We start from the raw sequence: 26,440 nt of genomic DNA, 5'->3' as shown, positions 1-26,440 counted from the left end.
ATTGTTACAGTAAATGTAGTAGTTGCCGTATTTCCAGAAGCATCTGTTACTTGAAAAGTATTAGTTGTAGTTCCTAACGGATATTCAGCGCCTGATGGTAATCCTGCAATTTGTAAAGTGGTCGCACCTGAACAATTATCGGTTCCTACTGGTGTAGTATATGTAACAATAGCACCACATTTACCTGCATCATTACTTTGAGTACTATTAGCTAATGTTGGAATTTTAGGTAATTCTGTATCAGTCACCGTTACAGTAAATGTAGTCGTTGCAGTATTTCCAGAAGCATCTGTTACTTGGAAAGTGTTAGTTGTAGTTCCTAATGGATATTCAGTTCCTGATGGTAATCCAATAATTTGAATTGTAGAAGCACCTGAGAAATTATCTGTTCCTGTTGGAGCTACAAAATTTACTATTGCACCACATAATCCATTGTCATTGTTTTGTGTAATATTTGCTAATGTTGAGATAACCGGTAAAATAGTATCAGTTATAATAATGGACTGAGTAGTATTAGCAGCGGCCGAATAATACTCATTTCCTGATTGAGTTGCCGTAATGGTAACGGTACCTGCTCCAATAATTTGAAATCTATTGTTACTTATTTTGGCAACAGTCTCGTCAGAACTGCCGTAAATAACATTTAAACCAGATGTTGCAGTTGCTGTTAAATGATAAGTAGTAACGGTTTCACTTACAGTAATTGATGGGAAATCGATGGTTTGTTCCTTCTTTTTAAGTTCAAAACGGGCAATTACCGGTCCATGGTCAGATGTTGTATTTACGTAATTAGCAATATCTAATCTTGGATCATAAACAGCAACTGAATTTGGTACATATTGATCTGTTAATTCATTTGATATAATAATATGATCTAAAAACCCACCAGAAGCTAAGTAGCTATATGCACCTGCTTTACTGATACCTAATGTTAATGCATTGTAGCGATTAGTGTCTTCGACCATTTTTTGATAGGAAGAAGGATTAGGACTAATAACAGATACATCCACATCATCATTATAATCTCCTAAAATCATAAAATTCGCATTTGGAAACTCTACATCTAAACTGTCTTTTAAAAATTCAGCATCGTATTTACGCATGTTGTATTTTGAAATATCGGTTCCGCTATTGGCACGACCGTGAAGATCAATAAGGTTTATTTCTTTTTTTACTCCATTAATGTTAGTTTCAACATTAACTAAATAAGGCAAACGTCCTGAAGCAAAAAAGCTTGAACTGCTGCTTGGATAATTAGGTAATGTTGTTTTTCCGGCGCGAATATTATCATATAAATCGCTAAACATAACACGTGTTTTGTTCACTTTGGTAGTTTGAGTATTATAAAGCACTACCAGTTTTTGATTTGGAAAAAGTGGATCTGCCGGAGCAAATGAATAGGACCACGCGGGAGAAACGCTTTTGTCAAATGTTTTTCCATTGATACTTATTTTTTGAATCAATAGGTCTAACGAAGGCTCGTCAGAAACTTCTTGAACTACATAAACATCCGCATTTAGTTTATTCATAACCTTTGCAACGTTTTCAATTTGCAAGGCATCATCGATTGGTCCAAATTCACTACCAGTAGAACCAACAACGTTACTTCCAAAAAATTCTAAATTGTAACTGACAATATCAAAAGTTTCTGTTTTTGGCAAAGAAGAACCAGTAAAGAAGCCTATTTCCTGCTTTAGTCCAGGTGCAGTTATTGTCAATGAACCTGAAAGGTTTAAGGCTTTAGTAGTAGGTGCAAAACGCGCATATATTGTTTTTCCCGCAAGTGCTTCAATTTGTGAAATAACTACGTTTGAAGCAAAATTTACATTGTCAACAGCTAATTGATAATCTAAAGGAGCTTGGATTGAAACATCTCCAAAACCTCCAGCCATGAAAATAAAAGATTGACTGTCAGAAATGGTATTTGGACTTACTTCTCCAAAATTTAAATTTGGGTTTGAAGCCAAAAATGTAGCTTCATTAGTAATGCTAACATCATCAATGGTCCATTCAGCCGAGTTGTCTCCGCCATTAGTTGGTGTTTCATACACCCATGCAACATAAGTATGGTTTGTTTTATAGGTTTCTAAATTGATGTATTTCGATTGTTTGAAGGCTCCAGTTGTAGTTGGGAAATCACCTTCCAGAGCGGTCCATGTTGCCAGTTCAGGATTACTTAAACCATCATAATCTGTAGATACCATTAATTTCAAATTGGTACCGGCATAGAATTTACGGGCGTAAAATGACAATAATGGAAATTTATCAAAGCTGTCTAAACGTAAACTTGGCGAAATCAACCAGTCTTTGCTTGCTCCGGTTTCTGCATATCCATTCATTAGTACTGCAGCTGGAGAACTGTTAAAACGAGTGCTTGTGCTAGCCCATTTAAGTTTGTCTCCACTTACGCTATAAGCTTTCCATCCACTATTGGTTAATACATTTACATCATTAAAATTTTGAATGTAAGGATTGATTCCTGTTCCTGATAAAAGTACTGTTTTGGTAGCGGCTCCGACAGATTGATGAATAATCGATCCCAAAAAAGCACCAAGTCCATTAGGCGTAAATCGTATATAAACCGTCATGGCGTTGTTAGCATTTAAGTCAGCAGATTCAAAAGTCAAAGAAGATTGAAAATTATCGTTCTGATTTTTAGAAATGCTAAAATTTCCTTGTGCAGTAAGCGTAACTACATCAGTAAGATTTGCATATTGCAATTGATAACTCAATGTTTTTGAATCAAAATTTTGTTCCGAAAAACCGAAATTAAGCGTATTGATAGTTGGCAATAATTTAGGAGTTAAAACACTGGAAGTTCTAACATTAATTTGATTCCCTTCTGTTTGGATGTTTCCAAAAGCATCTTTCGAAATAGAATAAACTTCATAGTCGGTACCTAAAGATAAGTCCGTGATATTTTTTGTATATACGCTATTTTCATTTGTAACTTCGAAAAAGTCAGCTTGAAGAGCTGTATTTCCATTTGAATCTAGCCCGGCAATTATTTGAGCAGGACTTGGTTTTAGACTTCCAGCCGCTAATACAACAAAATAGGTTTTACCAATTTCATTTATTTGCGAAGAGAAATCAAACCCATCCGAAAGGATATTGTCGATTTTAGGAAATCCGGCCACATTTATAGGTGGGGTAATATCATTTTGGATTCTGATATTATCAATGGCAAAAGAAGGACGTGAGCCACCTCCAGAATTTTGTTTAGATATCCATCTTAATTGCACTATTTCTTGATTGTTACATTCAGCGGGTAAAATTACTTTGATTGTAATTGGATTTAAAGGTGCAGTAACTCCTGAAGTTGTTTGCTTTACAGTGTTACTTAGGTAGGAAGTAGAAGGCAATGTGTTGAACACGGATGTATTTCCTACTCTATATTGCAAAACCATTTCGTTTATTCTTGTATTGGCAACAGCAGGCGGAATATCATAAGGATTACGAATAACCATGGCGTCAAATTGTACTTCGATAGCAGATTTACCAAGTGTATTGATGACTAATCCGAGGGTTAAATCTAAAGATCCGCTATTTAAGAAACCGATTTTTCCATTGTAATTATGAAAGCCACCAGTTGTCGTTGAAGCTGAACTACCAGCTAATAATGCTTTGTCAGCACCCAAAGTTGCGCTTGTATTGTAGGAACTTCCAGGAGCTGCACTTGCGATCCAACCTTGGAATCCCGCAGGATAAGTAGTTGAACTGGGGATCAAAGTAGAAAAATCTTGTGCATAAGGTATGTTTTGTGGTACTGCAGATGTCCCTTGGGCAACTAAGGATCCAGTAACGCAACAAAAAATACTTAAAAAGGCCAAAAAACGGCGAATTTGGTAAAATTGTTTCATTTGTTATTATGGTTTTGGTTTAAGCGCCAAATGTATAACCTCTAATGTTAAGATATTATTATTTATTTAAGGATTTGTTATATTTTTCTAAATTTAACGATTTATTTATCATTAAAATGGAGTTATATGTCCTGATAATTAGCAATTATTCGTCTGTAGAAGATACTTCAGATGAATTATACATAATATTTAATATTAGATTTTAGTCATTTTATCAGTTGACATTTTACATAATATAGAATTAATGTAAATTAGTCTTTTGCAACATAAAAAAAATACTATTTCTAAACTGTCAGGATATATTTTGCAATCTTTGAACTCTAAAAAAATAAAAGGCATTATGAGTAAGACAAAACTAACAATCAATCGCAACGGATCTATAAAAATAGAAGGCGATTTCGAAATAACAGACTGCGAAGGAAAAACATACGGATTAGAAGGAAGAACTGCTTTGGGTCTTTGTCGTTGTGGATTATCAACCAATAAGCCTTTTTGTGATGGTTCACACCGCGATGGTTTTGAGCACGAATCAGCCGCATTTGATTTACCACCAGTGAAAACGAAGTAATATCGTTTTCTAATTTAATTAAATAAGAAAAGCTAAATCGTAACGGATTTAGCTTTTTCTTTTTTTGGTCTGTATGTTACTGCATTAAAACTGCCTAATTATTCATAGAATACTGTTGTAAGTCCTCCAATAATTCTTCGGTTTGTTGTAGTGTTTTCTTGTAATATTTAGCCACCCACTTGGAGTAAAACAGCAAAAATAAATAACCAAAACTAAAGGAGTAAATCCAAAAATATTTGATCTCTGAAATAGCTCTCCCGTTGTAAAATTTGGACATCAAAATTAGAATTGATACCAGAAGCAAGTAGCTTAAAACGGCATTTATTTTCTGCAATTTGAAAAATTGCAATTTTTGAGTAGCAAATATTTTCAGCGTTGCTGCGTAAGGTCTGTTTACATCTACGGGAATGTTTAATTGTCGAAGACTTAAAAAACTAACTATTGAAAGTGTCACTAATAGTAAAATGGACATAATACCTGCGCCTTGCAAAAATGTGGTGTCTAATTTGTAGAAATAAATACCGATGAAGAATGCACTTATTAGACAAATGATTACGCCTATAATCTCGGGATATGCTATTTTTTTAATTTTCGAATGGTATTTTTTTTGTGTCATTTGGTCAATCATTTTAATTGTTATAAGCTGTTGTTGCTCAGGTGGATTATTTGAATTATCCCAAGTGTTTTTTAATTCGTCTAGTTCCATGATTACTGTTTTTTGAAGATTTGTGTCTTTAATTTTTCTTTAATTCGTGAAAGTTTTGTTCCAACATTGCTAGGTGAAATTCCAATAATTTCTGCAATTTCATCATAACTTTTATTATCTAGATAAAGCATTACGATTCCCTTGTCAAGTAAATTTAGGTTGTCAATTTGCTGTCTGAATACTTGCCATTTCTCTTCCGTTGTGCTATTGTCATTTTCGTGATAATCCAAAACTTGCCCGTCTATCGGAATGGTCAAAACTCTTTTTTTTGACACTTTGAGTTGATAAATGGCAACATTCAAAGCAATTCGGTACATCCAAGTACTTAAGCTTGATTTTTGATTAAAAGAGTCAAAGGATTTCCAAAGTTGGTAAATGATTTCCTGAACTAAATCATTCTTGTCATCTGTATTATTGGTATAAACAGACGCGATTTTGAAAATAAAGCCTTCATTCTCTTTTATGGCTGCTATAAATGTTTCTTTTTTATCCACTAGTAATTTACGATTATGTTTCCGATACTTGATTAGTGTACTATGTTATCAAAAAATCACACTTTGAAGAAAAAAAAATTACTGGTTCTATTTTTTTTTTAAAACTCCGCCCGTTAGGATGATTGCGGGCAAAGAGTTGTGCATTAACCGTTGAGGTGCTTAACGAAATTAAAAGATGCCAACAGCGAGCTCTGCCCAAATGACAAGGAGAATTACCAGTATAATCATGATAAAGGTAATTCGAACTGGCGTTTTCTTTACTTTCTTCATTACAAGATCAAGCATAAGACCCGTCCCGAGCAGCAAGACACCGGCGACAATAAAATCGGATAAAGTCCAATTCACTTCCCCTGTAAACTGCATCGCAATTAACGGGATAAGTAATAGGAATGCTACTATGAGTACAATAATGACAAGTCTTTTACTCTCCATAATCATAAATGTTTTTATTAATTCCAGGTTTAACGCTGAATTAACTATAATCAAATGTAGCATAAAAAAACGACCGCAAAACATTACTTTTTGTAGTCGTTTTTAGTGAGAGGTCATAACTTCTTAATATGGCTTCTTAAATTTAATATTTCATTTCAAAATCAAGTTGTTTACCAGTATTCATTGCCTTTTTATCCATGATAGTTCCTATTGCAACTCCAATTCCCATCCCTATAGGTAAACCTATCCCTAAAAATGCCAGATTGCCCAGACTTAATCCTATTCCTAATCCTATTGGTATACCGAATGCAGACATTCCAAGCGTTAACCAAATACTTCGGTAATAATTTTTAGGAACCAATTTAAGGTCTTTTCCAAGTCTTTTTATGATACCTGACTGTGCTTTCTTTATTCTTTTTGATAGCTCAACAGCTGACCCTGAAAAAGAATTAATTGATTCAATTTCAAGATTGATGAAATTAATTATTTCAACTGGTATTTCTTTTTTTTCCAGTTCAGCAACTAATTCTTCAAAGCTACTATAGTTTTCATAGACTTTTTTGTCATTGTTAATAGTGGGTGTTTTTGCAATTTTAATATATTCCATGTGTTTGTATTATTTGAATCTTTCAATCTTTCTTTTCAGTAATTTTCAAAATTGGTTCCACATTATTTTTCGCTTGTTTAAATAGTGCAGGATTTAATTTTATCTCATCACTTTGAATTTAAACTCAATTTTATTGAGCGGTTTTACGATTGCCAAAAATTATTGCCAATAGTAACATACCAATTCCAATTCCTATAAATAAACCTTTAGCTAAATCGGGTAATTCTACAAAATGAGAAAGAATCTGTGAAATTGCGATTACAAACATTCCACTTGAAAGTAGAATTAGGGAATTTCTTTTTTTCATTTTTTCTTGTTTTAATAATTAGTGTCTAAATTTTATAAAATGTTACAATTAGTTGGCTTATTGCACTATAACGCAAAACTTCTATAAGCGAAACAAATTCAACTGCATAAAGCCTGTCTGCTGTCAACCCGTTATTTAAGCCTCTAAAAGAGGCCTATAAATTAATGTTAACCAATATAGGATAAAAAAACGACTGCAAAACATAGCTTTTTGTAGTCGTTTTTAATTGTGAGTTATAGGTAATTAATTGTCATTGCGGGTATAAGGTCTGGAAACTTTATGAAATCCTTGATTTTTTTGCTTTCTGATTTAGATAACGTTTATGCTCTTAAATATTTTATATTGCGCATTTACGACTGATTGATTAAAACCGTGAGCTGCTTTTGGCAACAAATAATATTCTTTTTTAGGTGCTTTAATTTTATCAAAATAGTGTTTTGAATTTTCTTTTGGTGTCATAATATCTTCATTGCCTTGTATAAAATATACAGGAATTTTAAAATCTAAATTATCCTTCATTAAATTAATGGTTGAAATCATTGATTGAACTCCCAATTTATCATCGCCAACATAATTTACAAACGAATAATCGTCTCCATCTTCTCTGTTTTTATTGTCAATAGCATTGTCATAAGCAGGAGAAAGGACAAACCAATTGTTTGGAGCAGGTGTTGAATTTGCTCTTTCATATTTTTTTAAAATTCTAAATAACAACCCTACATTTTTTGCTCTGTTGTACGGCGGCTTTCCTATTGTGTTTAGTATTTCTACAGCCTCGTTGTCATTTCTGTCCACGGCAATTTTATAAATTTTATTGTAAAAATCGGTATCGATAGAAGGATTGACAATTTGTGAATGTCCCACATAAGCATAAAAAAGGTCTGGCTTCTTTGTGGCTATTTTTACTGAAAGTGCAGAACCCCAAGATGTGCCTGTAAGTATGATTTTTTGTTTTCCTAAATGTTTCAAAAGATATTTTGCCACTTCAATTCCATCGTTAGTCATTTGTTCTAATGTTAAAGGATTAGCTTTCAAATATTCGGCAGTTAATTCTTCTGGTGGGGAGTTGTGGCCATACGTTCTTGCAGTTCCTCGTTGATCCCACTGAACTACGATAAAATCCTTTTCTAAATCTTTGTATATAACGTCAACGTAAGGGCTTATCGGGCTGCCTGGTCCTCCATGGATGAACAATATAATAGGTTTTGAACTATTTCCTTTTATGGTAACCCATTGTTCGATGCCGTTTATTAAGACATATTTTTCTTCAGAAATTTGACTTTTCAGGTCAGAATCATTTTCTTTTAATTGTGCTAAACATAAAAAAGGCAAAAGGATTAAAATAAATAAGGATGTAATTTTCATAATTTCAAATTTTAATTGTTAGTATTAATTTGAAACAAAATTGCATCAGAAGTTTAACATGGGCGACCGAATGAAAAAAGTCGAACCAATTTGAAGAGATGAAATGGGTTCGACTTTATTGAAACAACGTTCGACTTTTTACAAAGCCTTTATAATGAAGCCTTTCTGAATTCTGTAGGGGTTTGATTGGTGTGTTTTTTGAAAGCAGTATTAAAAGATGATTTCGAATTAAATCCGACTTCGTAAAGGATTTCTAAAATAGTATGTTTACTTTTTGAAGCATCTTTTAAAATTTGCATGGCTTTTTGTATTCGAAATTCATTTACAAAATCAAAAAAATGTTGATTCATGTGATGATTGATCAACACGGATAAATCACGAACAGGAATGCTAACTTGTTTCGCTAATTCTTGTATGGTTAATGAAGGTTCCAGATACGGTTCATTTTCTATAACATGCTTTTTCACCAATTCGATTTGCAAAGCGATTTCTGCTGATTTTGGAGTTTCGGATGGTTCTTTTGCTTTTGCAGAACCTTTCGTATGTAGCGCTTCATTTACCAACAGCATATTAGAATCTACACCTTTAAAAAGTTCGGGATTATTTAACGCTTTTAGGACAAACCAGCAACTTATAAGTAGTGCAATAGCTCCAATAATTGCATTTGACGAATTAAATAATACATTATAATCAGTATATCGTATCAGCGATTTAAAAAGAACAATGCAGTGGGCAATTAAAAAAAATACCGTCATTTGAAACAACCATTTGTACGATGAGTTATTCGCATTGGTATAATTTTCTAGATAAATTTCTTTGTATTTTTTTAAAATTATAAAAACCAAAATAATATAAAAAGCATATTGCAGCTCTGCCAAAATATAAAAAAAACGTATTTCAGGCATTTGCTTAAACTGCTCATAAATAGAAATGCTTTCCGTTGCAGTTGCCAAATAAAACCGAGGGATAAATACTAAATTCGCCACCACAAAAGGGATTAACAATAGCAAATGTTTGGACTTTAATCGAAAATCAGAATAACAAACAGATTTTACATACAAATAGAAAACAGGCATTATCAGCAAACTGATGGTCATTCTAAAAATTTCAAAATTTAAATTAGTTTCAAAATAACTGCCGGTTAAAAAACTGGTCAAATCGAATGTGGTGAGTAGCAGAAAACCAGCAAAAAGCCTGTTGGAAAGTTTATTTTTCGCCTTTACGGACAGCAAAAAAAAGGCTAGAAGTAACATGACAAAAATGGTGATTAATGTAATCGTATTTAAAATATTGGTTTTATCCATTTCGTTTTTTTGTGTATTAGCGAAAATTTAGGAGGCCTCGGGCAGGACAAACTTAATAAATTTTTGTGGAGTGTTTAGAATTGCAAGATCAATCACTCGTAATATTATTTAATGAATTCGTTTTTGTAAACTGTTCCGTCTTTCATCACAAATTTTACATGTTCAAGAATGGTAATGTTGTCAATCGGGTTGTTTTCAACTGCAATGATGTCGGCAAGTTTTCCTATGGTGATAGAGCCCGTTCTGTCTTTCCAGTCTAATAAATCAGCGGCATTAATAGTTGCTGATTGAATTGCCTGCATAGGAGTTAATCCAAATTTTACCATGTAATAAAATTGTTTTCCATTCCATCCGTGAGGGTAAACACCGGCATCGGTTCCATAAGCAATTTTAACTCCTGCTTTAGCTGCCTTTTGAAAATTTTCTCGCTGAGTTTTTCCAATAATTCGTTCCTTGTTCATTATTTTTTCGGGATAACCTTTCTTGGAATATTCAGAAAGAATGTAATCGTCATCATAAATATCTGCAACAAGATACACACCTTTGTCCTTCATCAATTGTATTCCTTCGGCATCTATTAAACTGCCATGTTCAATCGATGAAACGCCTGCTTTCACAGCCAGTTTGATTGCTTCGGTGCCGTGTGCATGGGCAAAAACTTTTCTATTCCATAAATGAGCTTCATCACAAAGCGCTTTCATTTCTTCAAACGAATACTGCGGCAGTCCGGGAGTTTCTTCTTCACTAAGTACACCGCCCGATGCCATAAACTTAATCCAGTCGGCGCCCCATTTAATATTGTTGCGAACCCGTTTGCGGATTTCATCCACACCATCGGCAACTCCGGTGAAATCTTTATTATCCTTCCAATCGATGTTTGGATTGAAACCGGTTAAATCAGTGTGACCTCCTGTTGCGCCAAGTGCAAAGGTCGCCACCAACATGCGAGGTCCTTCAATTAAACCTTTATTTATTGCATTGCGCAACGAAACATCAATAAGTTGTCCGGCTCCGGCATCACGAACCATTGTGAAACCTGCATATAATGTTCGCTTTGCATAAATGGGAGCAAGTATGGCATAATCAATTGGAGTTTTTCTGAAGATATCTTCGTAATAATTATCTCCTGGCTCAAAAGTTAAATGAGTATGACAATCCATTAATCCCGGTAATACCGTTGCATTACTCAGGTCTATGATTGTTGCATTTTTGGGAATTGCAATATCGCTTCCAATTGCAATAATCGTAGTGCTATCAATCAATATTATTTGATTTGTGAGAACTTTTCCGCTTAAAACATCAATCATTTTTCCGGCTTTGATAGCTTTGATTTTTGATTGAGCAAAGGAAGCATTGCCCGCTGCAATTAAGAGGAACGAAATGGAAAGTAGAATTTTTTTCATTGTTTGAACTTTTGAGTTAGGGAACGTTAAAGTGCTAGCAGACGAAGTCTCCCGACTTTGAGCAATTCTTAAAGCTTGAGTAATCACGTTGCAAACGCAGCGATTGTACTTTAAATTAAAATTGGCACTCGTTGCAAACGAGCGCCAGTGGGAATGGAAACGATGTAATAGTTTCCAGAAAAATTCCAGATTTTATTTGTTTTTTAAACTGCTGATTATTGCCATAACATCTTGATCGCCTAGTCCTTCTTTTTCTGCTGCTGCATAACTGTCATACAACGGATGAATCAAAGGGGAATCTAGTCCGGCTTCTTTGGCGAGCCTTAAATCTTTGACCAGATGTTTCAACGCAAATGCCGCAGGATACGAGTCGTTTAGAATGGAAGGTGTTTTGATATTCGTAATTCCGTTACCGCAGGCGCCTTGATTGATAATGTTGAGCATGTCTTCTTTGCTCACGCCATTTTTCTCGGCAAATAAAACTGTTTCGGCTAATCCTTGAAGATTTAATCCCAATAAATAATTGATGGCTAATTTAGCTGAACTTGCTACGCCCGGTTCTCCTACGTGAATGGCTATTTTACCCAAAACATCAAATATTGGTTTGGTCGCTTCGAAGTCTTCAGTTGAAGCTCCTACAAGAATGACCAGCGTTCCGTCTTGTGCCGGTTTTACACTTCCAGAAACGGGAGCATCTATGAAATGCACGTTATGTTGGTTGCAAATAGTGTTTAAATAGCGGGACGTTTCCGGGGAGACCGTGCTCATATTGATGATGGTTTTACCCGAATATTCTGTAGACAATAGACCTGTTGATCCCTCAAAAACTTCTTTGACCGCTGCGTCGTTGGACAGCATCGTCAAAACTACGTCACAAGTTTCCATTAGTTCCTGCAAACTGCTTGCTGCTTTTGCTCCGGCTGTTAGTAATGGCGCTTCCTTATCTTTGGTACGATTGAAAACTGATACTTCAAAACCTGCTTTGAGTAGGTTCATAACCATTGGATTTCCCATATTGCCAAGACCGATCCATCCTAATTTTAATTTACTCATAATTTTTGTGTTGTTTATATTGTTTGCTCATTGGGCATAGTTTGTAAAACTGCACTAACGATTGTGGCATATCAGCGCGATCGGGATTCAAATCTTGAATTGCTGTTTCAAATAATCTTTCAGAAATACTCATGTTTTTATTATCTTTATTTTGTCAGTTTACAGAAAACGGTAATTCCACTAAATTCCAGCTAGCTCAAAATGGCGGTTGTACGATGTTTTTTTAATCACTAAATATCAAGTTATCTTTGATTTTATTAATTATTTTCTCGCATTCAATATTCTTTTCAATTTCCCAAGATGTAGTCAAATTATAAAATTTTTTTCCTTTTATAATAGTATAAATTAATGTTTTTCTAGTTTTACCTCTATCATTTAGATATGTATAACTTATAACACCGCCATTTCCGCTTCCGAAATTTACAGTCTTTGCCTTAATAGTTTCTTTTATAATATTATTTTTAGACTTAATTAATTGTGTAGTTTGAAGTAAATCATCATTTAATAAATTTAAAAAATCATTACTCATTAATTCTTCTTTCGTTACTAAATCGGATAATATTTTAGTTGAAAGTTTTAAATAAATTGTTGAGTTTAGATAATCACTAGTTCTCAAAATAGTCTTCTTTTCAGACTCATTAAATCCAGATTTTTTCGTTATTTCGTTATTCCATTCTTCGCTGTAAATTTTCCAATCAGATGGAATGCTAATAATGCCATTTTTTCCATATGCTATTGAGCTGTAATTTTGTGAGTTGCAATTTAAAAGATTAAATACTAAAATTACAATTGAAATTAATTTTTTCATTTAGCTAATTTTTACAAGCTCTAATAAGTGAAATAATTATAAAAAATAATATAGTACCAATTATCTGATTAATAATCCCTTTTTTTGCTCCATTTACACCATCTTTCGCAATTTTTTTAAAATCCTCGATTGTTTGTTTTGCTAAGTCAACAGATTGTTTTTTTGCATTATTCATCCAATTATTTAAAATATCATCATTTACGACGTATTCTTCGGAACTATTATTTTTTTTATGAGTGAAATGTTCATTTTTCTCTTGATTATTTATTGAACTTATGTACAAACTATATTCAATATCATATCTTTCTCTTGCATCTATATCTTTTAAAATTAAGAAAGCTTCATTAATATTTTGCATCTGTTCAGTTGTGTCTATTTCAGGATTCTTATCAGGATGCCAAAGAATCGCCTGCTTTTTGAATGCAATTTTTATTTCCCTTTGAGAAGAATTTTGTGGAATATCTAATATTTGATAATAGTCTTTAAACATTAATTTGTTTTGTCTAAATGATGATTATCTTTCTCATTATCTTCGGGTTTAGATTTCCAAATTGCTGTTACACCACCAATAATTCCAGCAAAAAGAATAAGTTTAACAACAGGTGTGTTTTCAATGACATCAAAAATTGGAATTGCGACAATAAGAATTATAATTGTTAATACTATTTTAATTGTAGTTTTCATATATTATTTCGGTTTTCGTTGGTTTTTCGGCAAAATATCGCATAACGTTATGCCCTTTGCGAGGTTGTGGACTTTTGAAAACGAATTCTTTCGGATGAACGTATACGTCATTAAAAACGGCAATTCCACTAAACCCACAATCTCGCTAAATGGCGTTTAGCGGTAGGACTTTATTCAGGCATTTCGATTTCAAAGCTCATTGTAAGAAATTCCATTTCAATCCAATGAACAGTTAATTCAATTAGTTTTTTTAAATCAGCTAAATTTCTACCTTCCCATTTCCTAATATAATGTGTTTCATCATTTCCAAGCCAAACAGCTCTTTTTGCTACAGATTTTATTCTTGAATCATCTATGTATTCCGCAATACAAGCGCCTAATAATTTTTTTTCTACTTTTTCAGTTAGCTCTGGGTTGTTCTTTATTAAATAATCTTTAATCAGAAATTCTAACGCTTTTCGATATCCCACGCCGCAAATTTCAGTTAAATTTTGTTGTTCAGCTGAAAAAGCTTGATTATAAATTGTTACAAATCCATCAGATATGCTATTTATAGTTTCGCTAAATTCTTTACCAATTAATTCTCCTTGAGTTGTTCTGTCATCATAATGTATTGAACTTCCACTTTGATAATAATATGCAATAAAGGTTTTTTTACATTTTGCGTTTGGGCAAACTTGCAAGGCATCAAAACCATCGGAATTTCTATAACCATATATTAACGGGAGTTATTTTATTATGACAAAATGGACATTTGTCAGGATTTCCGTTTATCGTTTGAGATCCATTTATCGTATTAATATTTGACATTATTTATTTCTTTAGTGAATTTTAAAATCTATATTTTAAAATCTTACAATTTTGGTTATTTTGAGATTTTCTCAATAATTTATTTTCTAGTTTTTCGTATACCTTGTTCTTTTAATCCAATTTCATATTCAAGAGAATATACATCACCTTCCGCTTCTAATTCGTTAAAAGCATTATTCAATAGTTTAAATTCTAACTTATCAAGGCCAAAAAGCTCGTCAAATTTTGTCATATGATTAATGAGCTTTTTATGTTCAGGTAAACTATAAAGTTTAGTTAAGATTTTTGTTTTTAGTTCTTCAATTAATTTTTTGTCTTCTTCTGAATAATTAGCTTTTTTGTATTTAATTTCTAAATTAGCCATTATTCCATTAATAATTTCTTGTTGGTCGATGTTTTCATAAGTTGCAATTTCATCAATTTTTTTTTGTAAATCTTGTATTGTCATTTGAATATTTATTTTAGGATATTAATTTTTTCTCCTCAATTTTGGAGGTCTTACCGATAACTAATATATAGGCGAAACAAACCTTCGCATATGCACACAAATATGGCTGGCTTGGCGAAGATTTGTTTCGTTCTATATTTTCTCAAATATATTAAATTTTTCTTACAAATTTTCTTGAAAGGAATAAATGCTATTGTTATTTCGGGTGTGCGTGAGGGATGGAAGCGGCATCCTTTATTTTTCTTTTTTAAGAAAATAAAGATACAGCGAACAGCCCGACCTGGAGTTTTTACGTAAGGGCACGCCCAAAACAAAAAACGAGTTTGTCATTTTCGGTTCCATTTTCTGAAATTTCCAAAAAAAGTATATCTTTAGCCAACTAAAAACCAAAAACCCAATATATGGAAGACCAAAAACCAGAAGATTTTAAAAGAGAATTAGGATTACTCGACGGAACCATGCTTGTGGTTGGGTCTATGATAGGTTCCGGGATATTTATTGTAAGCTCGGATATGGTTCGGCAGTTAGGTTCAGCCGGTTGGTTGATTGCCATGTGGGTGCTTACGGGCGTCATTACTGTGATTGCTGCCGTGAGTTACGGTGAATTGAGTGCTATGTTTCCTAAAGCCGGAGGGCAATATGTGTATATCAAGGAAGCGTACGGGAAACTGGTGGGTTTCTTGTACGGTTGGAGTTTCTTTGCGGTGATTCAAACGGGGACAATTGCTGCCGTGGGTGTGGCTTTTGCTAAATTTGCCGCTTATTTGTATGCGCCTTTAAGCGATAAAAATATTTTGTATGAGATAGGCGATTTCAAACTCAATGCCGCTCAGATTGTTTCTATTATTACCATTATTTTATTGAGTTACATCAATAGCCGTGGGGTGAAAAACTCTAAGATCTTACAGACTGTTCTTACTGTAATCAAAATTCTGTCTTTGGCAGGTTTGATTATTTTTGGTTTCATGGCCGCCAAAGCGGAAGTGTGGGATGCCAACTGGACTAATGCCTGGGCTTCGCAATCTATGGATGTGGCTACGGGATCTTGGATGCCAATAAGCGGGACAACATTGATTTCGGCAATTTCGGCAGCTTTAGTGGGTTCTTTGTTCTCGAGTGTGGCTTGGGAAGGGGTGACTTTTATTGCAGGTGAAATTAAAAATCCAAAACGCAACGTGGGATTGAGTTTGTTCTTAGGAACCTTAATTGTTAGTGTTATTTATATTTTGGCAAATGTGATGTATTTGGCTGTTGTGCCTTTGCAGGGTATTGCCACGGCTGAGTCTGATCGTGTGGCGGTTGTCGCTTCGCAGGTTATCTTTGGATCCGTTGGTACTTTGATTATTGCTGTAATGATTATGATTTCGACTTTTGCCTGTAACAATGGATTGATTATGGCGGGTGCCAGAGTCTATTATACGATGGCGCAAGACGGTGTTTTCTTCAAGAAAGCTGCCGAATTGAATAAAGCGAGTGTTCCGGCATGGTCTATCTGGATGCAGTGTTTTTGGGCTTCGGCTTTGTGTCTGACAGGAAAATATGGGGATTTATTGGATTTTGTGGTAATCATCGTTTTGATATTTTACATCTTGACTATCTTAGGAATATTTATTCTTCGCAAGAAAATGCCAAATGCGGAAAGACCATATAAAGCTTTTGGATATCCGTTTTTACCGGGACTATATATTGTTATTGCAAGTGCCATTTGTTTGGCGTTGTTATACACAAAAACAAGCACAAGTGGTTGGGGTGTTTTGATTATGCTGATTGGAATTCCGATTTATTACCTGACTAAAGCGAAAGAGTAGTTTGCAGTGGTCAGTGTTCAGTGTTCAGTGATCAGTGTTCAGTGTTCAGTTTTCAGTGGTCAGTGATCAGTCGCAGTTTTCAGTAATTGGATGGCGGATTGAAATTTGATTGACAAGTTTTATAACTTAAAAAAATCAGTGAAAATTTGTTTGATCCGTGTCATCTGTGTCCTATAAAAGTTTACCTATAAAAAAATCCGTCTCGTTTTAATAACGGGACGGATTTTCTATTTATAGTAACAAGTGGGAACTTGTTTCTTTATTCTTTCGAATTAATTAAGCTGTAGCTAAATCATTCAATACAGATTCTACTTCGTTAAAAGGTAATCCCCAAGCGTCAGCAACTCCTCTGTAAACGATTTTACCGTTCGCTACGTTCAATCCTTTTCTTAATTCTTCATTATCTTCACATGCTTTTCTCCATCCTTTGTTTGCTAATTGCAATGCATAAGGTAAAGTAGCATTAGTCAACGCTAAAGTAGAAGTATAAGGAACGGCACCTGGCATATTCGCTACACAATAGTGAACGATATCATCAATGATGAATGTTGGATCTTCGTGAGTTGTAGGGGTACATGTTTCGATACATCCACCTTGATCAACCGCTACGTCAACTACTACAGTTCCCGGAGCCATTAATTTCAACATATCACGAGTGATTAAATGTGGCGCTTTTGCACCTGGAATCAATACTGCACCAATAACTAAATCAGCGGTAGTAATTGCTTCAACGATGTTGTAATGGTTTGACATTACTGTAGTCACATTAGCAGGCATTACATCAGATAAGTAACGCAAACGCGCTAAACTTACATCCATAATAGTTACTTGAGCACCAAAACCAGCAGCCATTTTAGCTGCTTGCGTTCCTACGATTCCACCACCTAAAACTAAAACTTTAGCAGGAGGAACTCCCGGAACACCACCTAAAAGAATTCCTTTTCCTTTCAATGGTTTCTCTAAATATTTAGCACCTTCTTGAATTGACATACGTCCTGCCACTTCCGACATTGGTACTAATAGAGGCAAACTAAGGTCTGCTTTTTCAACAGTTTCGTAAGCTAAACAAACTGCTTCACGCTCAATCATAGCATATGTTAATGGCTCAGAAGAAGCAAAGTGAAAATAGGTAAACAATAATTGGTCTTTTTTGATCAAAGGATATTCAGAAGCTATAGGCTCTTTTACTTTGATTATCATTTCAGCAATGCTGTAAACGTCTTCAATTGTTGGCAATAATTCAGCTCCAGCTTCCGCATAGGCTTTATCACTAAAACCACTGTTTTCTCCAGCAGATGCTTGAACGTAAACGATATGTCCGTGTTTTTTGAATTCAGCTACACCTGCAGGCGTAAGTGCTACACGATTTTCATTATTTTTGATTTCTTTTGGGATTCCGATTATCATATGTTTGGGTATAATTGATTTATAGACTATTTCTACAACAAAAATAATGCATAAAGAAAATATTAGTGCGCCTGATATTAAATTAAGAGAATATTCATTTTATTTGTTATTTTTACAGTAAATTTTTCTGAATATTATTTTTTTATCTTTCTAAAAAGAAAAAATATCTGATATTTCACCTTTAAATAATCGAAATAAATCATGATTTTAGACGCAACCGACAAAAAAATCTTACGTCTTCTTCAGGAAGATGCGCACATGACCCTAAAAGACATTGCCAACAAAATAAATCTATCGCTTACGCCGGTTCATGATCGGGTGAAACGACTTGAAAAAGAGGGGATTATAGAGAAATATGTGTCTGTTTTAAATAAGAAAAAATTAGGAATAAACCTTACTGTTTATTGTCAGGTGACGCTAATTAAACAGAATTATGATATCTCCGAAGGCTTTAATCAATCGATATTGAATTTCCCGGAAGTGGTCGAATGTAATTTCGTTTCAGGAAGTTTTGATTATATGCTTAAAATCGTATTGCCGGACATGGAAAGTTACCATCATTTTCACCAAAAAAAATTATCCATTTTACCCGAGGTTTCCTTAATCAATACTTTTTTTGTTATTTCGGAAGTGAAGAGCACAACCGTTTTGCCAATTTAGAATTTCCATATCTCAGTGTGAAATTTCAATCTTTTTTAAAACAAAAAAATTCGCCAAGTTCTTGCAAACGAGACGAATTTTGATCTAAAAAAAACTAAAAAAAAAACTAGAAAGGCTTTCTAAATTAACTACTAGTAGTACGTGAAACGTCTTACTTTAGCAATATATTTTGCCAGTCTAATAACTTGATGGCTATAGCCATATTCGTTGTCATACCAAATGTACAAAACTATATTCTTTCCGTCTTTGGAAACGATTGTTGCGTTGCTGTCATAAATTGAAGGTGCTGATGTACCTACAATATCCGAAGAAACCAACTCGTTATTCAATGAATATTTTATTTGTTCTACCAATTCGCCTTCCAATGCATATTTTTTCATAATAGCATTGATTTCCTGAACGGATGTTTCTCTCGATACTTCAAGATTTAAAACAACAAGTGAACCGTTAGGAACTGGAACCCGGATCGCATTCGAAGTTAATTTTCCTTCTAACGATGGCAATGCTTTTGCAACAGCACTTCCTGCACCTGTTTCAGTAATTACCATATTTAGTGCAGCAGCTCTACCACGACGGTATTTGTTGTGCATATTATCCACTAAATTCTGGTCGTTGGTATAAGCATGAATCGTTTCTAAATGTCCTTTTACAACTCCCAAAGTATCTTCTACCGCTTTCAAAATTGGTGTAATTGCATTTGTGGTGCAAGATGCTGCCGAAAAGATATTTATTTCATCAGGATTGTATTCGTTTTGGTTTACACCGTGAACGATATTTGGCACCCCTTTTCCTGGAGCCGTAAGCAATACTTTTTCAACTCCTTTCGAAGTTAAATGTCTGCTTAATGCTTCATGAGTGGTGAAAGCACCCGTGTTGTCAATAACTAAAGCGTTATCAATTTCATATAAAGTATAGTCAATTTCCTCCGGTGAATTTGCTGTGATGACATGAACGGTTGTCCCGTTGATGATCAATGCGTTGTTTTCAGGATCAGCTGTTACTGAACCTTGAAAATCACCGTGAATAGAGTCGTAGCGCAATAGCGAAGCTCTTTTCTCCAGACTTGTAGCGTCATTTTTATCTCTGGTTACAATGGCTCTCAATCGCAATTGGTTTCCTTTTCCAGTTTTTGACATTAATTCTCTAGCCAATAAACGTCCAATTCTACCAAAACCATAAAGAATCACGTCTTTCGGTTGAATTTCTTCTGATGATTTGGCTCCTTTTAATTTGTCGATTACAAAATGTCTTGCATCAGGATATTTTTCATCTTCTAAACGATATTCATAAGTAAGTTTACCAATGTCCAATTTGGAAGGAGGTAAATCCAATTCTAAAATCACTCTGGCAATTTCAACCGAATCGAAAACGGTAATTGGTTTTCCCACAAATTCACCTGCATATTGATGCAAGTTGATGATCTCATTTACGTTTTTATCCAGTAATTGATTTTTAAACAAAACCATTTCTATGGATTTGTCGTACCACAAGTCGCTTATAATTTTGATTAATTCGACACCTGCACGTCGTCTGTCGACTTGAAATGAAACTTCTTTTTGGTACAAAGTTGTGTTGCTCATAGTTGAAAATTTGTAAAAATTAAGTAGTTATTTTTTTAAATTTGGCGCAAAAATACCTATTTCAATCGATTTCGTAAACTATTTTGTCATTTATTTTCGAAATAAAAAAAACCATCTTGTTTTGGCAAGATGGTTGTGAAAATTGATTTTGAAAATATTTAGATAATAATCTGTAGCAGTTGTCCGCCTTTATTGATCATTTCAATTCGTACACTTTGGCTCTCCTCTTTTTTATTTAAAAGTTTAGAAACCGTTTCAACGTCTTTTGCTTTTTCATTATCAATACTCAGAATTATATTTCCTTTAAGCTCGTTTTCATATTGCTTTAGATTATCATTGGTTATCGATTTAATTTTAACTCCATAATCTAAATTATATTTCTTTTTGTCGGTAGCATTGATATTTTCCAGTTCCATTCCTTTAAACTCCGTACTAAAAAATTCATTTTTGCTTAATACAACTGGGAGAACTCTGTTTTTTCCATCTCTGATAAAAGTCACCTGAACTTTGTCATTTGGTCTCTTTGTATTGATATAACCTGAAAGATCCGCATAAGTAGCTACATTTTGATTGTCGAGTTTTATAATAATATCTCCTTTTTCAAGGCCGGATTTTTCGGCTCCTGAGTTTTTAGTTATGCCATTGATATAAAAACCTTGTGTTTCTGCAATTCCTAATTCTTTGGATGCAGTTGCATTCAATTCGCCTCCTTCAACGCCCAGAATTCCTCTTTGAACATTCCCGAATTCCATAATGTCTTCAATTATTTTTCGGGCAATATTGGATGGAACCGCAAAAGAATAACCAACATAAGAACCTGTCATCGAAGAAATCATAGTATTGATACCAATTAGTTCCCCTCGCGTATTTACTAAAGCACCACCGCTGTTTCCTGGATTTACTGCAGCATCAGTTTGTATGAAGGATTGGATCCCGCTGGTATCTAAATTCCTTGCTTTGGCCGAAACAATCCCTGCGGTAACAGTAGAAGTTAAGTTATACGGATTTCCTACCGCCAGAACCCACTCGCCAATTTTCACCGAATCAGAATTGGCGAAAGCCGTATAAGGAAGCTTCTCATTGGCATCAATTTTTAATAAGGCAATGTCCATTTTTGAATCGGTTCCAATGAGTTTTGCTTTATAGGATTGTTTATTATTTAATGTGATTTCAATTTCCGAGGCATCTTTTATTACGTGATTGTTAGTGACGATATAGCCGTCTTCAGAAATAATGACACCAGATCCCGTTCCTACTTGTTCCTGGGTTTCTCCTCCTTTGTATCCGTAAAAATATTCTAGCATGGGGTTGGTGACTGTTTTTCGGGAGACGTTTTTCACATGCACCACAGTGTGAATCGTTTTTTCTGCAGCTTCGGTAAAATCGACATTCTCGGCGGATAATCCAACATTTCTGCTATTTGAGTCTGAAGCAAGTGTCACAACTGGGTTGTTACTTTTAGAAAAATACCCGTTATTGTCAAATAATAACTTGTATGCGCCCAATGTAGTGGCGCCGCTCAACAATGACACTAGAAATAAGGTTGAAAATCGTTTCATATTACAATACAGTTTTAAATTATTTTAGAGTAAAAATAGCGTTAAAATATTTTTTTTAAAAGCAGTTTAACGCTCTTTAACAATGATTAACATATCATTAATAGTTTGTACTTTTGTATAACACAATTAAAATAAAATGCAAATAGAATTTTATAAATACCAAGGAACCGGAAATGATTTTGTGATGATTGATAATCGTTCTAATTTTTTTCCAAAAGACAACATTCAACTCATTGCTCGTTTATGTGACAGGCGTTTTGGGATAGGAGGAGACGGACTTATTTTATTGGAAAACGACATCGAAACTGATTTCAAAATGGTGTATTACAACTCAGATGGGAATCAAAGTTCGATGTGTGGTAATGGCGGTCGTTGTTTAGTGGCTTTCGCCAAAAAGCTGCACGTGATTAAAGATAATACTACTTTTATAGCGACAGACGGTTTGCATCACGCCTCAGTTGCGGAAAACGGAATAGTTTCTTTGCAGATGATTGATGTTCCAGAAGTGAAAATCACCCCTGATTATGTGTTTATGAATACAGGTTCGCCTCATCATATTCAATTGGTTGAGGATTTAGAGCATTATAATGTCAAAGAAAACGGAGCTAGTATTCGTTATGGAGAATTGTATGGAAAACAAGGAAGCAATATCAATTTCGTTAAAAAAATAGATGAAACTACCTTTTCACTTCGTACGTACGAAAGAGGTGTAGAAGATGAAACTTTGGCTTGTGGAACCGGCGCAACGGCAGTAGCAATCGCAATGAATGTATTAGGCGAAACGAAAGCGAGCTCGATAGATTTGAATGTCGAAGGCGGAAAGCTAGTTGTTTCTTTTGATGAAAAAGACGGGAAGTTTACCAATGTTTTCTTGAAAGGACCAGCGGAATTTGTTTTTAAGGGAACTATAGAAATATAAAATGATAACATTAAAAGGTGAGAATATCTACATTCGTGCATTAGAGCCAAATGATTTAGAATTTATATATGCAATTGAAAACGACCAAAGTATTTGGGAAGTGAGCAATACGCATACGCCTTACAGCCGTTTTTTGGTAAAGCAGTATTTAGAAAATGCGCATCAGGATATTTATGAAGCCAAACAATTGCGACTGGCGATTTGTCAGGATCAGGATTTTCCGGCTCTGGGATTAATCGATTTGTTTGATTTTGATCCAAAGAATAATCGGGCAGGGGTTGGGATTGTAATCCAAGGGAATGAAAACCGGAAACAGAATATTGGTTCGGAAGCTTTAGAACTACTGATACAATACGCCTTTCGTCATCTTAATTTACATCAATTGTATGCAAATATTGGTACCGAAAATGAAGCTAGTAAAGCTCTTTTTAGTAAATTTGGCTTTCAAAGCATTGGAATAAAAAAAGAATGGAATTTAGTTAATGGTGTTTATAAAGATGAAGCTATTTTTCAATTAATTAATCACGCGAGCGTCAGCGAACTGTCGCAGTAATTTTAAAAAACAAGTATTTTGAATTTAAAAAAAATTATAACGATCATATCTGTTGTTTTAATAACAGGATTAATCATTTACGGATTTATTTTAGTACGTCAGATTTTTTCAGACAATACAAAATTTTCGGAGAATCAAGTGTATGTTTATGTGCCAACGGATTCTAATTATGAAGACGTCAAAAAAATAATTGCGCCTTATATTGAAAATATGAATCGTTTTGAAATGGTTGCTGAAAAAAGGAATTACGCAGAAAATGTAAAACCTGGACGGTTTTTACTTACAAAAGGAATGAACAGCTATAATTTAGTGAAGTCTTTGAGAAGTAATGTTCCCGTAAATCTGGCCTTTAATAATCAAGAACGATTAGAGAATTTTGCTGGCAGAGTAGGTTCCCAAATTGAAGCCGACAGCTTATCGTTACTAAAGTCTTTTAAAGATTCCATCTTTTTGAAAGAAAATGGTTTTACCGAGGAAAATGTTTTGGCGATGTTCATTCCTAATACTTATGAACTGTACTGGAATACCTCGGCTGAAAAATTCCGAGATAAAATGATTAAAGAATACCGTAATTTTTGGAACAAAGAACGAGTGGCTAAAGCTGCAAAACAGGGATTAACTCCAATTGAGGCAACTATTCTAGCTTCGATTGTGCATAAAGAATCTGTAAAAAAAGATGAAAGACCCAGAATTGCAGGTGTTTATTTAAATCGTTTAAGATTACAAATGCCGCTGCAAGCTGATCCAACGGTGATTTATGCCATAAAAAAGAAGTCTAACGATTTTGATCAAGTGATCAAAAGAGTATTTTATAACGATTTGACGATGTCTTCTCCTTACAATACCTATATGAATATCGGACTTCCTCCGGGACCTATTGCTATGCCGGATATTACGGCATTAGAAGCAGTTTTAAATCCGGAAAAGAATAATTATATCTATTTCTGTGCAAGTGTGGATCGTTTTGGATACCATGAATTTGCAGCTACTTTGGAAGAGCATAATAAAAACGCCAAAAAATATTCTGATTGGATAAACACTCAAGGTGTAAAAAGGTAGTTTTGGAATTTAAAAAGGGTTGGCGTTTGCTCATTTTCTTTTTGATAGGATTTCAGCCTGTTTTTAGTCAAAATAAAATAGATAGTTTCCTGAAACCATCCGATTCTTTAAATACTAAAAGGCAGAATGGCGTAATTATTTCTGAAGCAGTATTGGCAACAGGAGCACTAGTAGGCTTAAATCAACTTTGGTATGCCGACTATCCGAAATCTGATTTTCATTTTATAAATGACAATTCGGAATGGCTTCAGATGGATAAAGCAGGTCATCTGTTTTCCTCCTATCATTTAGGCAGGCTAGGTGTGGAGGCCTTGAATTGGAGCGGAGCCAGCAAAAAAAAGCAATTGGTTTACGGAGCTGGTTTAGGATTTGCTTTTTTGACCGCTGTTGAGGTTTTTGATGGATTCTCCGCTGAATGGGGCGCTTCCTCTGGAGATATACTTGCTAATGCTTCTGGTACGTCTTTATATGTTTCACAAGAGTTACTATGGAAGGAACAACGTATAACTCCTAAATTTTCTTTTCATACTACGCGATATGCCAGTCAAAGGCCAGAAGTTTTTGGAAGCTCATTGACTGAGCAAATCTTGAAGGATTATAACGGTCAAACCTATTGGCTTTCGGTCAATTTATATTCCTTTTCTAAAGAGTCAAAAATTCCCAAATGGTTAAATTTGGCTTTAGGTTACGGAGGCGATGGAATGATTACCGGAAATATGGAAAATTATACCCAAAATTCAATCTCAAATCAGCAAAGAGTCAGACAATTTTATTTGAGTTTTGATGCTGATTTGACTAAGATCAAAACAAATTCCCATTTTTTGAGGATAATTTTTTCCATTTTAAATACTGTGAAAATTCCAGCGCCAACGATTGAAATAAGGCAGTTCAACGGTATTAAGTGGCACTTAATCTATTTTTAATTTAATTTAACAACCTGATTATCAGTATAATTAAATTTATCGTATCTTTGCAGGCAGAAATTTCTTAACGGGACAGCGTTTTGAAGAAAAACAATTTATGATAAAGAAATGGTATTTTTACACTGGTTTGACCCTTATTATCGCTTTTTTAAGCTCCGGTTTTAAGCCTTTTAATTTAGAGACTACCCCATGGTTTCTAGTTGACGAACAAGATGGAGCACTCTACTTATATCCATCTGAAAAACAAAATGATTACACCAATTTGAATATCCCTTTTACTGGCAATTTCTTTATTGGTTTCAAAGAAGCGATCGGCTACAGAGAATCTGAAAGTAAATACAAAAAAGTCAATTCACTGGGTTATTTAGGTAAATATCAATTTGGTATAGAAACGCTAAAGTCGGTAGGAGTTCGCAATAGCACCGTATTTTTGAACAGCCCAGAAATGCAGGAAAAAGCATTCATCGCGCTTCTAGCTCAAAATAAATGGGAGTTAAAAAAAGAAATTGAAAAATATTCAGGAACATTACTTAACGGAATCTACGTCACAGAATCGGGAATTTTAGCTGCGGCGCATCTTGGCGGCCCAGGGTCGGTAAAAAAATATTTTAAAAACAAAGGCAAGCGGTTTTTCCGAGATGCTTATGGTACTTCAATCCAAAGTTATATGAAAGCATTTGGTGGATACGATACCTCATTTATAGTTGCTGATAGTAACGCAACAATTAAAAGCATATAATTAATAATACTAATTATTGAAAACAAAAAAACCTGTCGAAATAGACTGCCCCCAAAAAGTTAGACACTATTTGGGGGTATTTTTATGGAAAGAAAAGTCAAGTATGATTATGCGTTTAAGCTTGAATGCGTCAAATTAGTATTAGAAAAACATTATTCTTGTAATTATGTTTCAAAGCAAAAAGGTCCGGATGAATCTAATATTCGTAAATGGGTTGGATTTTATAGGCAATATGGATGTAGTGGTTTGCTACCAAGAAAGAACCAGAGTTACTCTGTTAGTTTTAAATTGAAAGTGTTAAAAGCAATTGATAAGGATTTACTATCCCTGAGAGATTCATGCTTAAAATTTAACATTCCTGACGCGGCTATTATTGTTAAGTGG

At 34.2% G+C, this 26,440-nt stretch carries 28 protein-coding genes; 9 read left to right on the top strand and 19 right to left on the bottom strand.

Translation table 11 applies throughout. The features are described 5' to 3' along the window. Positions 1-3,860 (bottom strand): HYR domain-containing protein (locus tag BUC23_RS16945; RefSeq protein ID WP_073211819.1); only part of this gene is annotated, 3,860 nt, incomplete at its 3' end. A 340-nt stretch (positions 3,861-4,200) separates the two neighbouring features. On the opposite strand from BUC23_RS16945, the gene BUC23_RS16940 reads away from it, so the two are divergent. After that, positions 4,201-4,428, top strand: coding sequence for a CDGSH iron-sulfur domain-containing protein (locus BUC23_RS16940; protein ID WP_073211835.1), 228 nt, complete (start codon positions 4,201-4,203; stop codon positions 4,426-4,428). A 94-nt stretch (positions 4,429-4,522) separates the two neighbouring features. On the opposite strand, the gene BUC23_RS16935 is transcribed toward BUC23_RS16940, so the two are convergent. The 15 genes from BUC23_RS16935 to BUC23_RS16875 form a co-directional block, all read right to left on the bottom strand. After that, positions 4,523-5,134 carry a hypothetical protein gene (locus BUC23_RS16935; RefSeq protein ID WP_073211815.1) on the bottom strand — a complete coding sequence of 204 codons (612 nt, stop codon included), beginning with the start codon at positions 5,132-5,134 and terminating at the stop codon, positions 4,523-4,525. 2 nt (positions 5,135-5,136) lie between these two features. Further along, entirely contained in the window at positions 5,137-5,628 is a 492-nt protein-coding gene (locus tag BUC23_RS16930) for an RNA polymerase sigma factor (protein ID WP_073211811.1), read from the bottom strand. A gap of 168 nt (positions 5,629-5,796) precedes the next feature. Then, entirely contained in the window at positions 5,797-6,060 is a 264-nt protein-coding gene (locus tag BUC23_RS16925; RefSeq protein WP_208609332.1) for a hypothetical protein, read from the bottom strand. Between the two features lie 142 nt (positions 6,061-6,202). Continuing rightward, complete coding sequence (locus BUC23_RS16920; RefSeq protein WP_073211809.1) at positions 6,203-6,667, bottom strand: hypothetical protein; 465 nt, start codon at positions 6,665-6,667, stop codon at positions 6,203-6,205. Between the two features lie 130 nt (positions 6,668-6,797). After that, positions 6,798-6,974, bottom strand: coding sequence for a hypothetical protein (locus BUC23_RS17585; protein WP_167365608.1), 177 nt, complete (start codon positions 6,972-6,974; stop codon positions 6,798-6,800). A gap of 309 nt (positions 6,975-7,283) precedes the next feature. Next, positions 7,284-8,339: an alpha/beta hydrolase family protein gene (locus BUC23_RS16915; RefSeq protein ID WP_084538391.1), complete on the bottom strand. Its 1,056-nt coding sequence runs from the start codon at positions 8,337-8,339 to the stop codon at positions 7,284-7,286. A 149-nt stretch (positions 8,340-8,488) separates the two neighbouring features. After that, positions 8,489-9,643, bottom strand: a complete 1,155-nt coding sequence (locus tag BUC23_RS16910) for a helix-turn-helix domain-containing protein (protein ID WP_073211806.1) — start codon at positions 9,641-9,643, stop codon at positions 8,489-8,491. Between the two features lie 104 nt (positions 9,644-9,747). Next, positions 9,748-11,046 (bottom strand): Xaa-Pro dipeptidase, encoded by a 1,299-nt coding sequence (locus tag BUC23_RS16905; RefSeq protein ID WP_073211825.1) that lies wholly within the window; start codon positions 11,044-11,046, stop codon positions 9,748-9,750. 192 nt (positions 11,047-11,238) lie between these two features. After that, the gene (locus BUC23_RS16900; protein WP_073211803.1) at positions 11,239-12,099 is read right to left on the bottom strand and encodes an NAD(P)-dependent oxidoreductase; all 861 of its coding nucleotides are present in this window, start codon (positions 12,097-12,099) and stop codon (positions 11,239-11,241) included. Further along, the gene (locus BUC23_RS17580; protein ID WP_167365607.1) at positions 12,092-12,232 is read right to left on the bottom strand and encodes a hypothetical protein; all 141 of its coding nucleotides are present in this window, start codon (positions 12,230-12,232) and stop codon (positions 12,092-12,094) included. The genes BUC23_RS16900 and BUC23_RS17580 overlap by 8 nt, the downstream gene beginning before the upstream one ends. A gap of 90 nt (positions 12,233-12,322) precedes the next feature. Beyond that, on the bottom strand, positions 12,323-12,907 hold the full coding sequence (locus tag BUC23_RS16895) for a hypothetical protein (RefSeq protein WP_073211801.1): 585 nt from the start codon (positions 12,905-12,907) through the stop codon (positions 12,323-12,325). Positions 12,908-12,911: 4 nt separating this feature from the next. Further along, on the bottom strand, positions 12,912-13,397 hold the full coding sequence (locus BUC23_RS16890) for a J domain-containing protein (RefSeq protein ID WP_073211797.1): 486 nt from the start codon (positions 13,395-13,397) through the stop codon (positions 12,912-12,914). Continuing rightward, entirely contained in the window at positions 13,397-13,591 is a 195-nt protein-coding gene (locus BUC23_RS16885) for a hypothetical protein (RefSeq protein WP_073211794.1), read from the bottom strand. The genes BUC23_RS16890 and BUC23_RS16885 overlap by 1 nt, the downstream gene beginning before the upstream one ends. A gap of 170 nt (positions 13,592-13,761) precedes the next feature. Continuing rightward, the gene (locus BUC23_RS16880) at positions 13,762-14,274 is read right to left on the bottom strand and encodes a DUF4145 domain-containing protein (RefSeq protein ID WP_167365606.1); all 513 of its coding nucleotides are present in this window, start codon (positions 14,272-14,274) and stop codon (positions 13,762-13,764) included. Between the two features lie 206 nt (positions 14,275-14,480). After that, positions 14,481-14,849 carry a hypothetical protein gene (locus BUC23_RS16875; protein ID WP_073211790.1) on the bottom strand — a complete coding sequence of 123 codons (369 nt, stop codon included), beginning with the start codon at positions 14,847-14,849 and terminating at the stop codon, positions 14,481-14,483. 401 nt (positions 14,850-15,250) lie between these two features. On the opposite strand from BUC23_RS16875, the gene BUC23_RS16865 reads away from it, so the two are divergent. Next, positions 15,251-16,657, top strand: coding sequence for an APC family permease (locus BUC23_RS16865; RefSeq protein ID WP_073211783.1), 1,407 nt, complete (start codon positions 15,251-15,253; stop codon positions 16,655-16,657). 276 nt (positions 16,658-16,933) lie between these two features. Here the strand turns inward: BUC23_RS16865 and ald are convergent, their stop codons facing one another. Next, positions 16,934-18,064, bottom strand: coding sequence for an alanine dehydrogenase (ald, locus tag BUC23_RS16860; protein ID WP_073211780.1), 1,131 nt, complete (start codon positions 18,062-18,064; stop codon positions 16,934-16,936). Positions 18,065-18,265: 201 nt separating this feature from the next. On the opposite strand from ald, the gene BUC23_RS16855 reads away from it, so the two are divergent. After that, a complete protein-coding gene (locus BUC23_RS16855) occupies positions 18,266-18,724 on the top strand; it encodes an Lrp/AsnC family transcriptional regulator (protein WP_073211776.1) in 459 nt (152 codons plus the stop codon). A 131-nt stretch (positions 18,725-18,855) separates the two neighbouring features. On the opposite strand, the gene BUC23_RS16850 is transcribed toward BUC23_RS16855, so the two are convergent. Both BUC23_RS16850 and BUC23_RS16845 read right to left on the bottom strand, forming a co-directional pair. Then, entirely contained in the window at positions 18,856-20,304 is a 1,449-nt protein-coding gene (locus tag BUC23_RS16850; RefSeq protein ID WP_073211773.1) for a glyceraldehyde-3-phosphate dehydrogenase, read from the bottom strand. A 158-nt stretch (positions 20,305-20,462) separates the two neighbouring features. Further along, on the bottom strand, positions 20,463-21,863 hold the full coding sequence (locus BUC23_RS16845; RefSeq protein ID WP_073211770.1) for a trypsin-like peptidase domain-containing protein: 1,401 nt from the start codon (positions 21,861-21,863) through the stop codon (positions 20,463-20,465). Between the two features lie 136 nt (positions 21,864-21,999). Here BUC23_RS16845 and dapF point away from each other — a divergent pair, with 136 nt between their 5' ends. From dapF to BUC23_RS16815, 6 genes are all read left to right on the top strand, one after another. Continuing rightward, on the top strand, positions 22,000-22,782 hold the full coding sequence (dapF, locus tag BUC23_RS16840; protein ID WP_073211767.1) for a diaminopimelate epimerase: 783 nt from the start codon (positions 22,000-22,002) through the stop codon (positions 22,780-22,782). Between the two features lies 1 nt (position 22,783). Further along, entirely contained in the window at positions 22,784-23,335 is a 552-nt protein-coding gene (locus tag BUC23_RS16835; protein WP_073211764.1) for a GNAT family N-acetyltransferase, read from the top strand. Positions 23,336-23,353: 18 nt separating this feature from the next. Next, positions 23,354-24,394: an endolytic transglycosylase MltG gene (gene mltG / locus BUC23_RS16830; protein ID WP_073211761.1), complete on the top strand. Its 1,041-nt coding sequence runs from the start codon at positions 23,354-23,356 to the stop codon at positions 24,392-24,394. A 2-nt stretch (positions 24,395-24,396) separates the two neighbouring features. Beyond that, positions 24,397-25,317 (top strand): DUF2279 domain-containing protein, encoded by a 921-nt coding sequence (locus tag BUC23_RS16825; protein ID WP_244153858.1) that lies wholly within the window; start codon positions 24,397-24,399, stop codon positions 25,315-25,317. Between the two features lie 97 nt (positions 25,318-25,414). Next, a complete protein-coding gene (locus BUC23_RS16820; protein WP_073211758.1) occupies positions 25,415-26,056 on the top strand; it encodes a peptidoglycan-binding protein LysM in 642 nt (213 codons plus the stop codon). Positions 26,057-26,140: 84 nt separating this feature from the next. Then, positions 26,141-26,440, top strand: a 300-nt coding sequence (locus BUC23_RS16815; RefSeq protein WP_139259969.1) for a transposase, incomplete at its 3' end; no start/stop codon positions are given.

The sequence above is a fragment of the Flavobacterium xinjiangense genome, from assembly GCF_900142885.1.
Lineage (GTDB): Bacteria > Bacteroidota > Bacteroidia > Flavobacteriales > Flavobacteriaceae > Flavobacterium > Flavobacterium xinjiangense.
The sequence above is the reverse complement of the archived record's forward strand: the minus strand, read 5'-3'. Positions and strand labels throughout refer to the sequence as shown.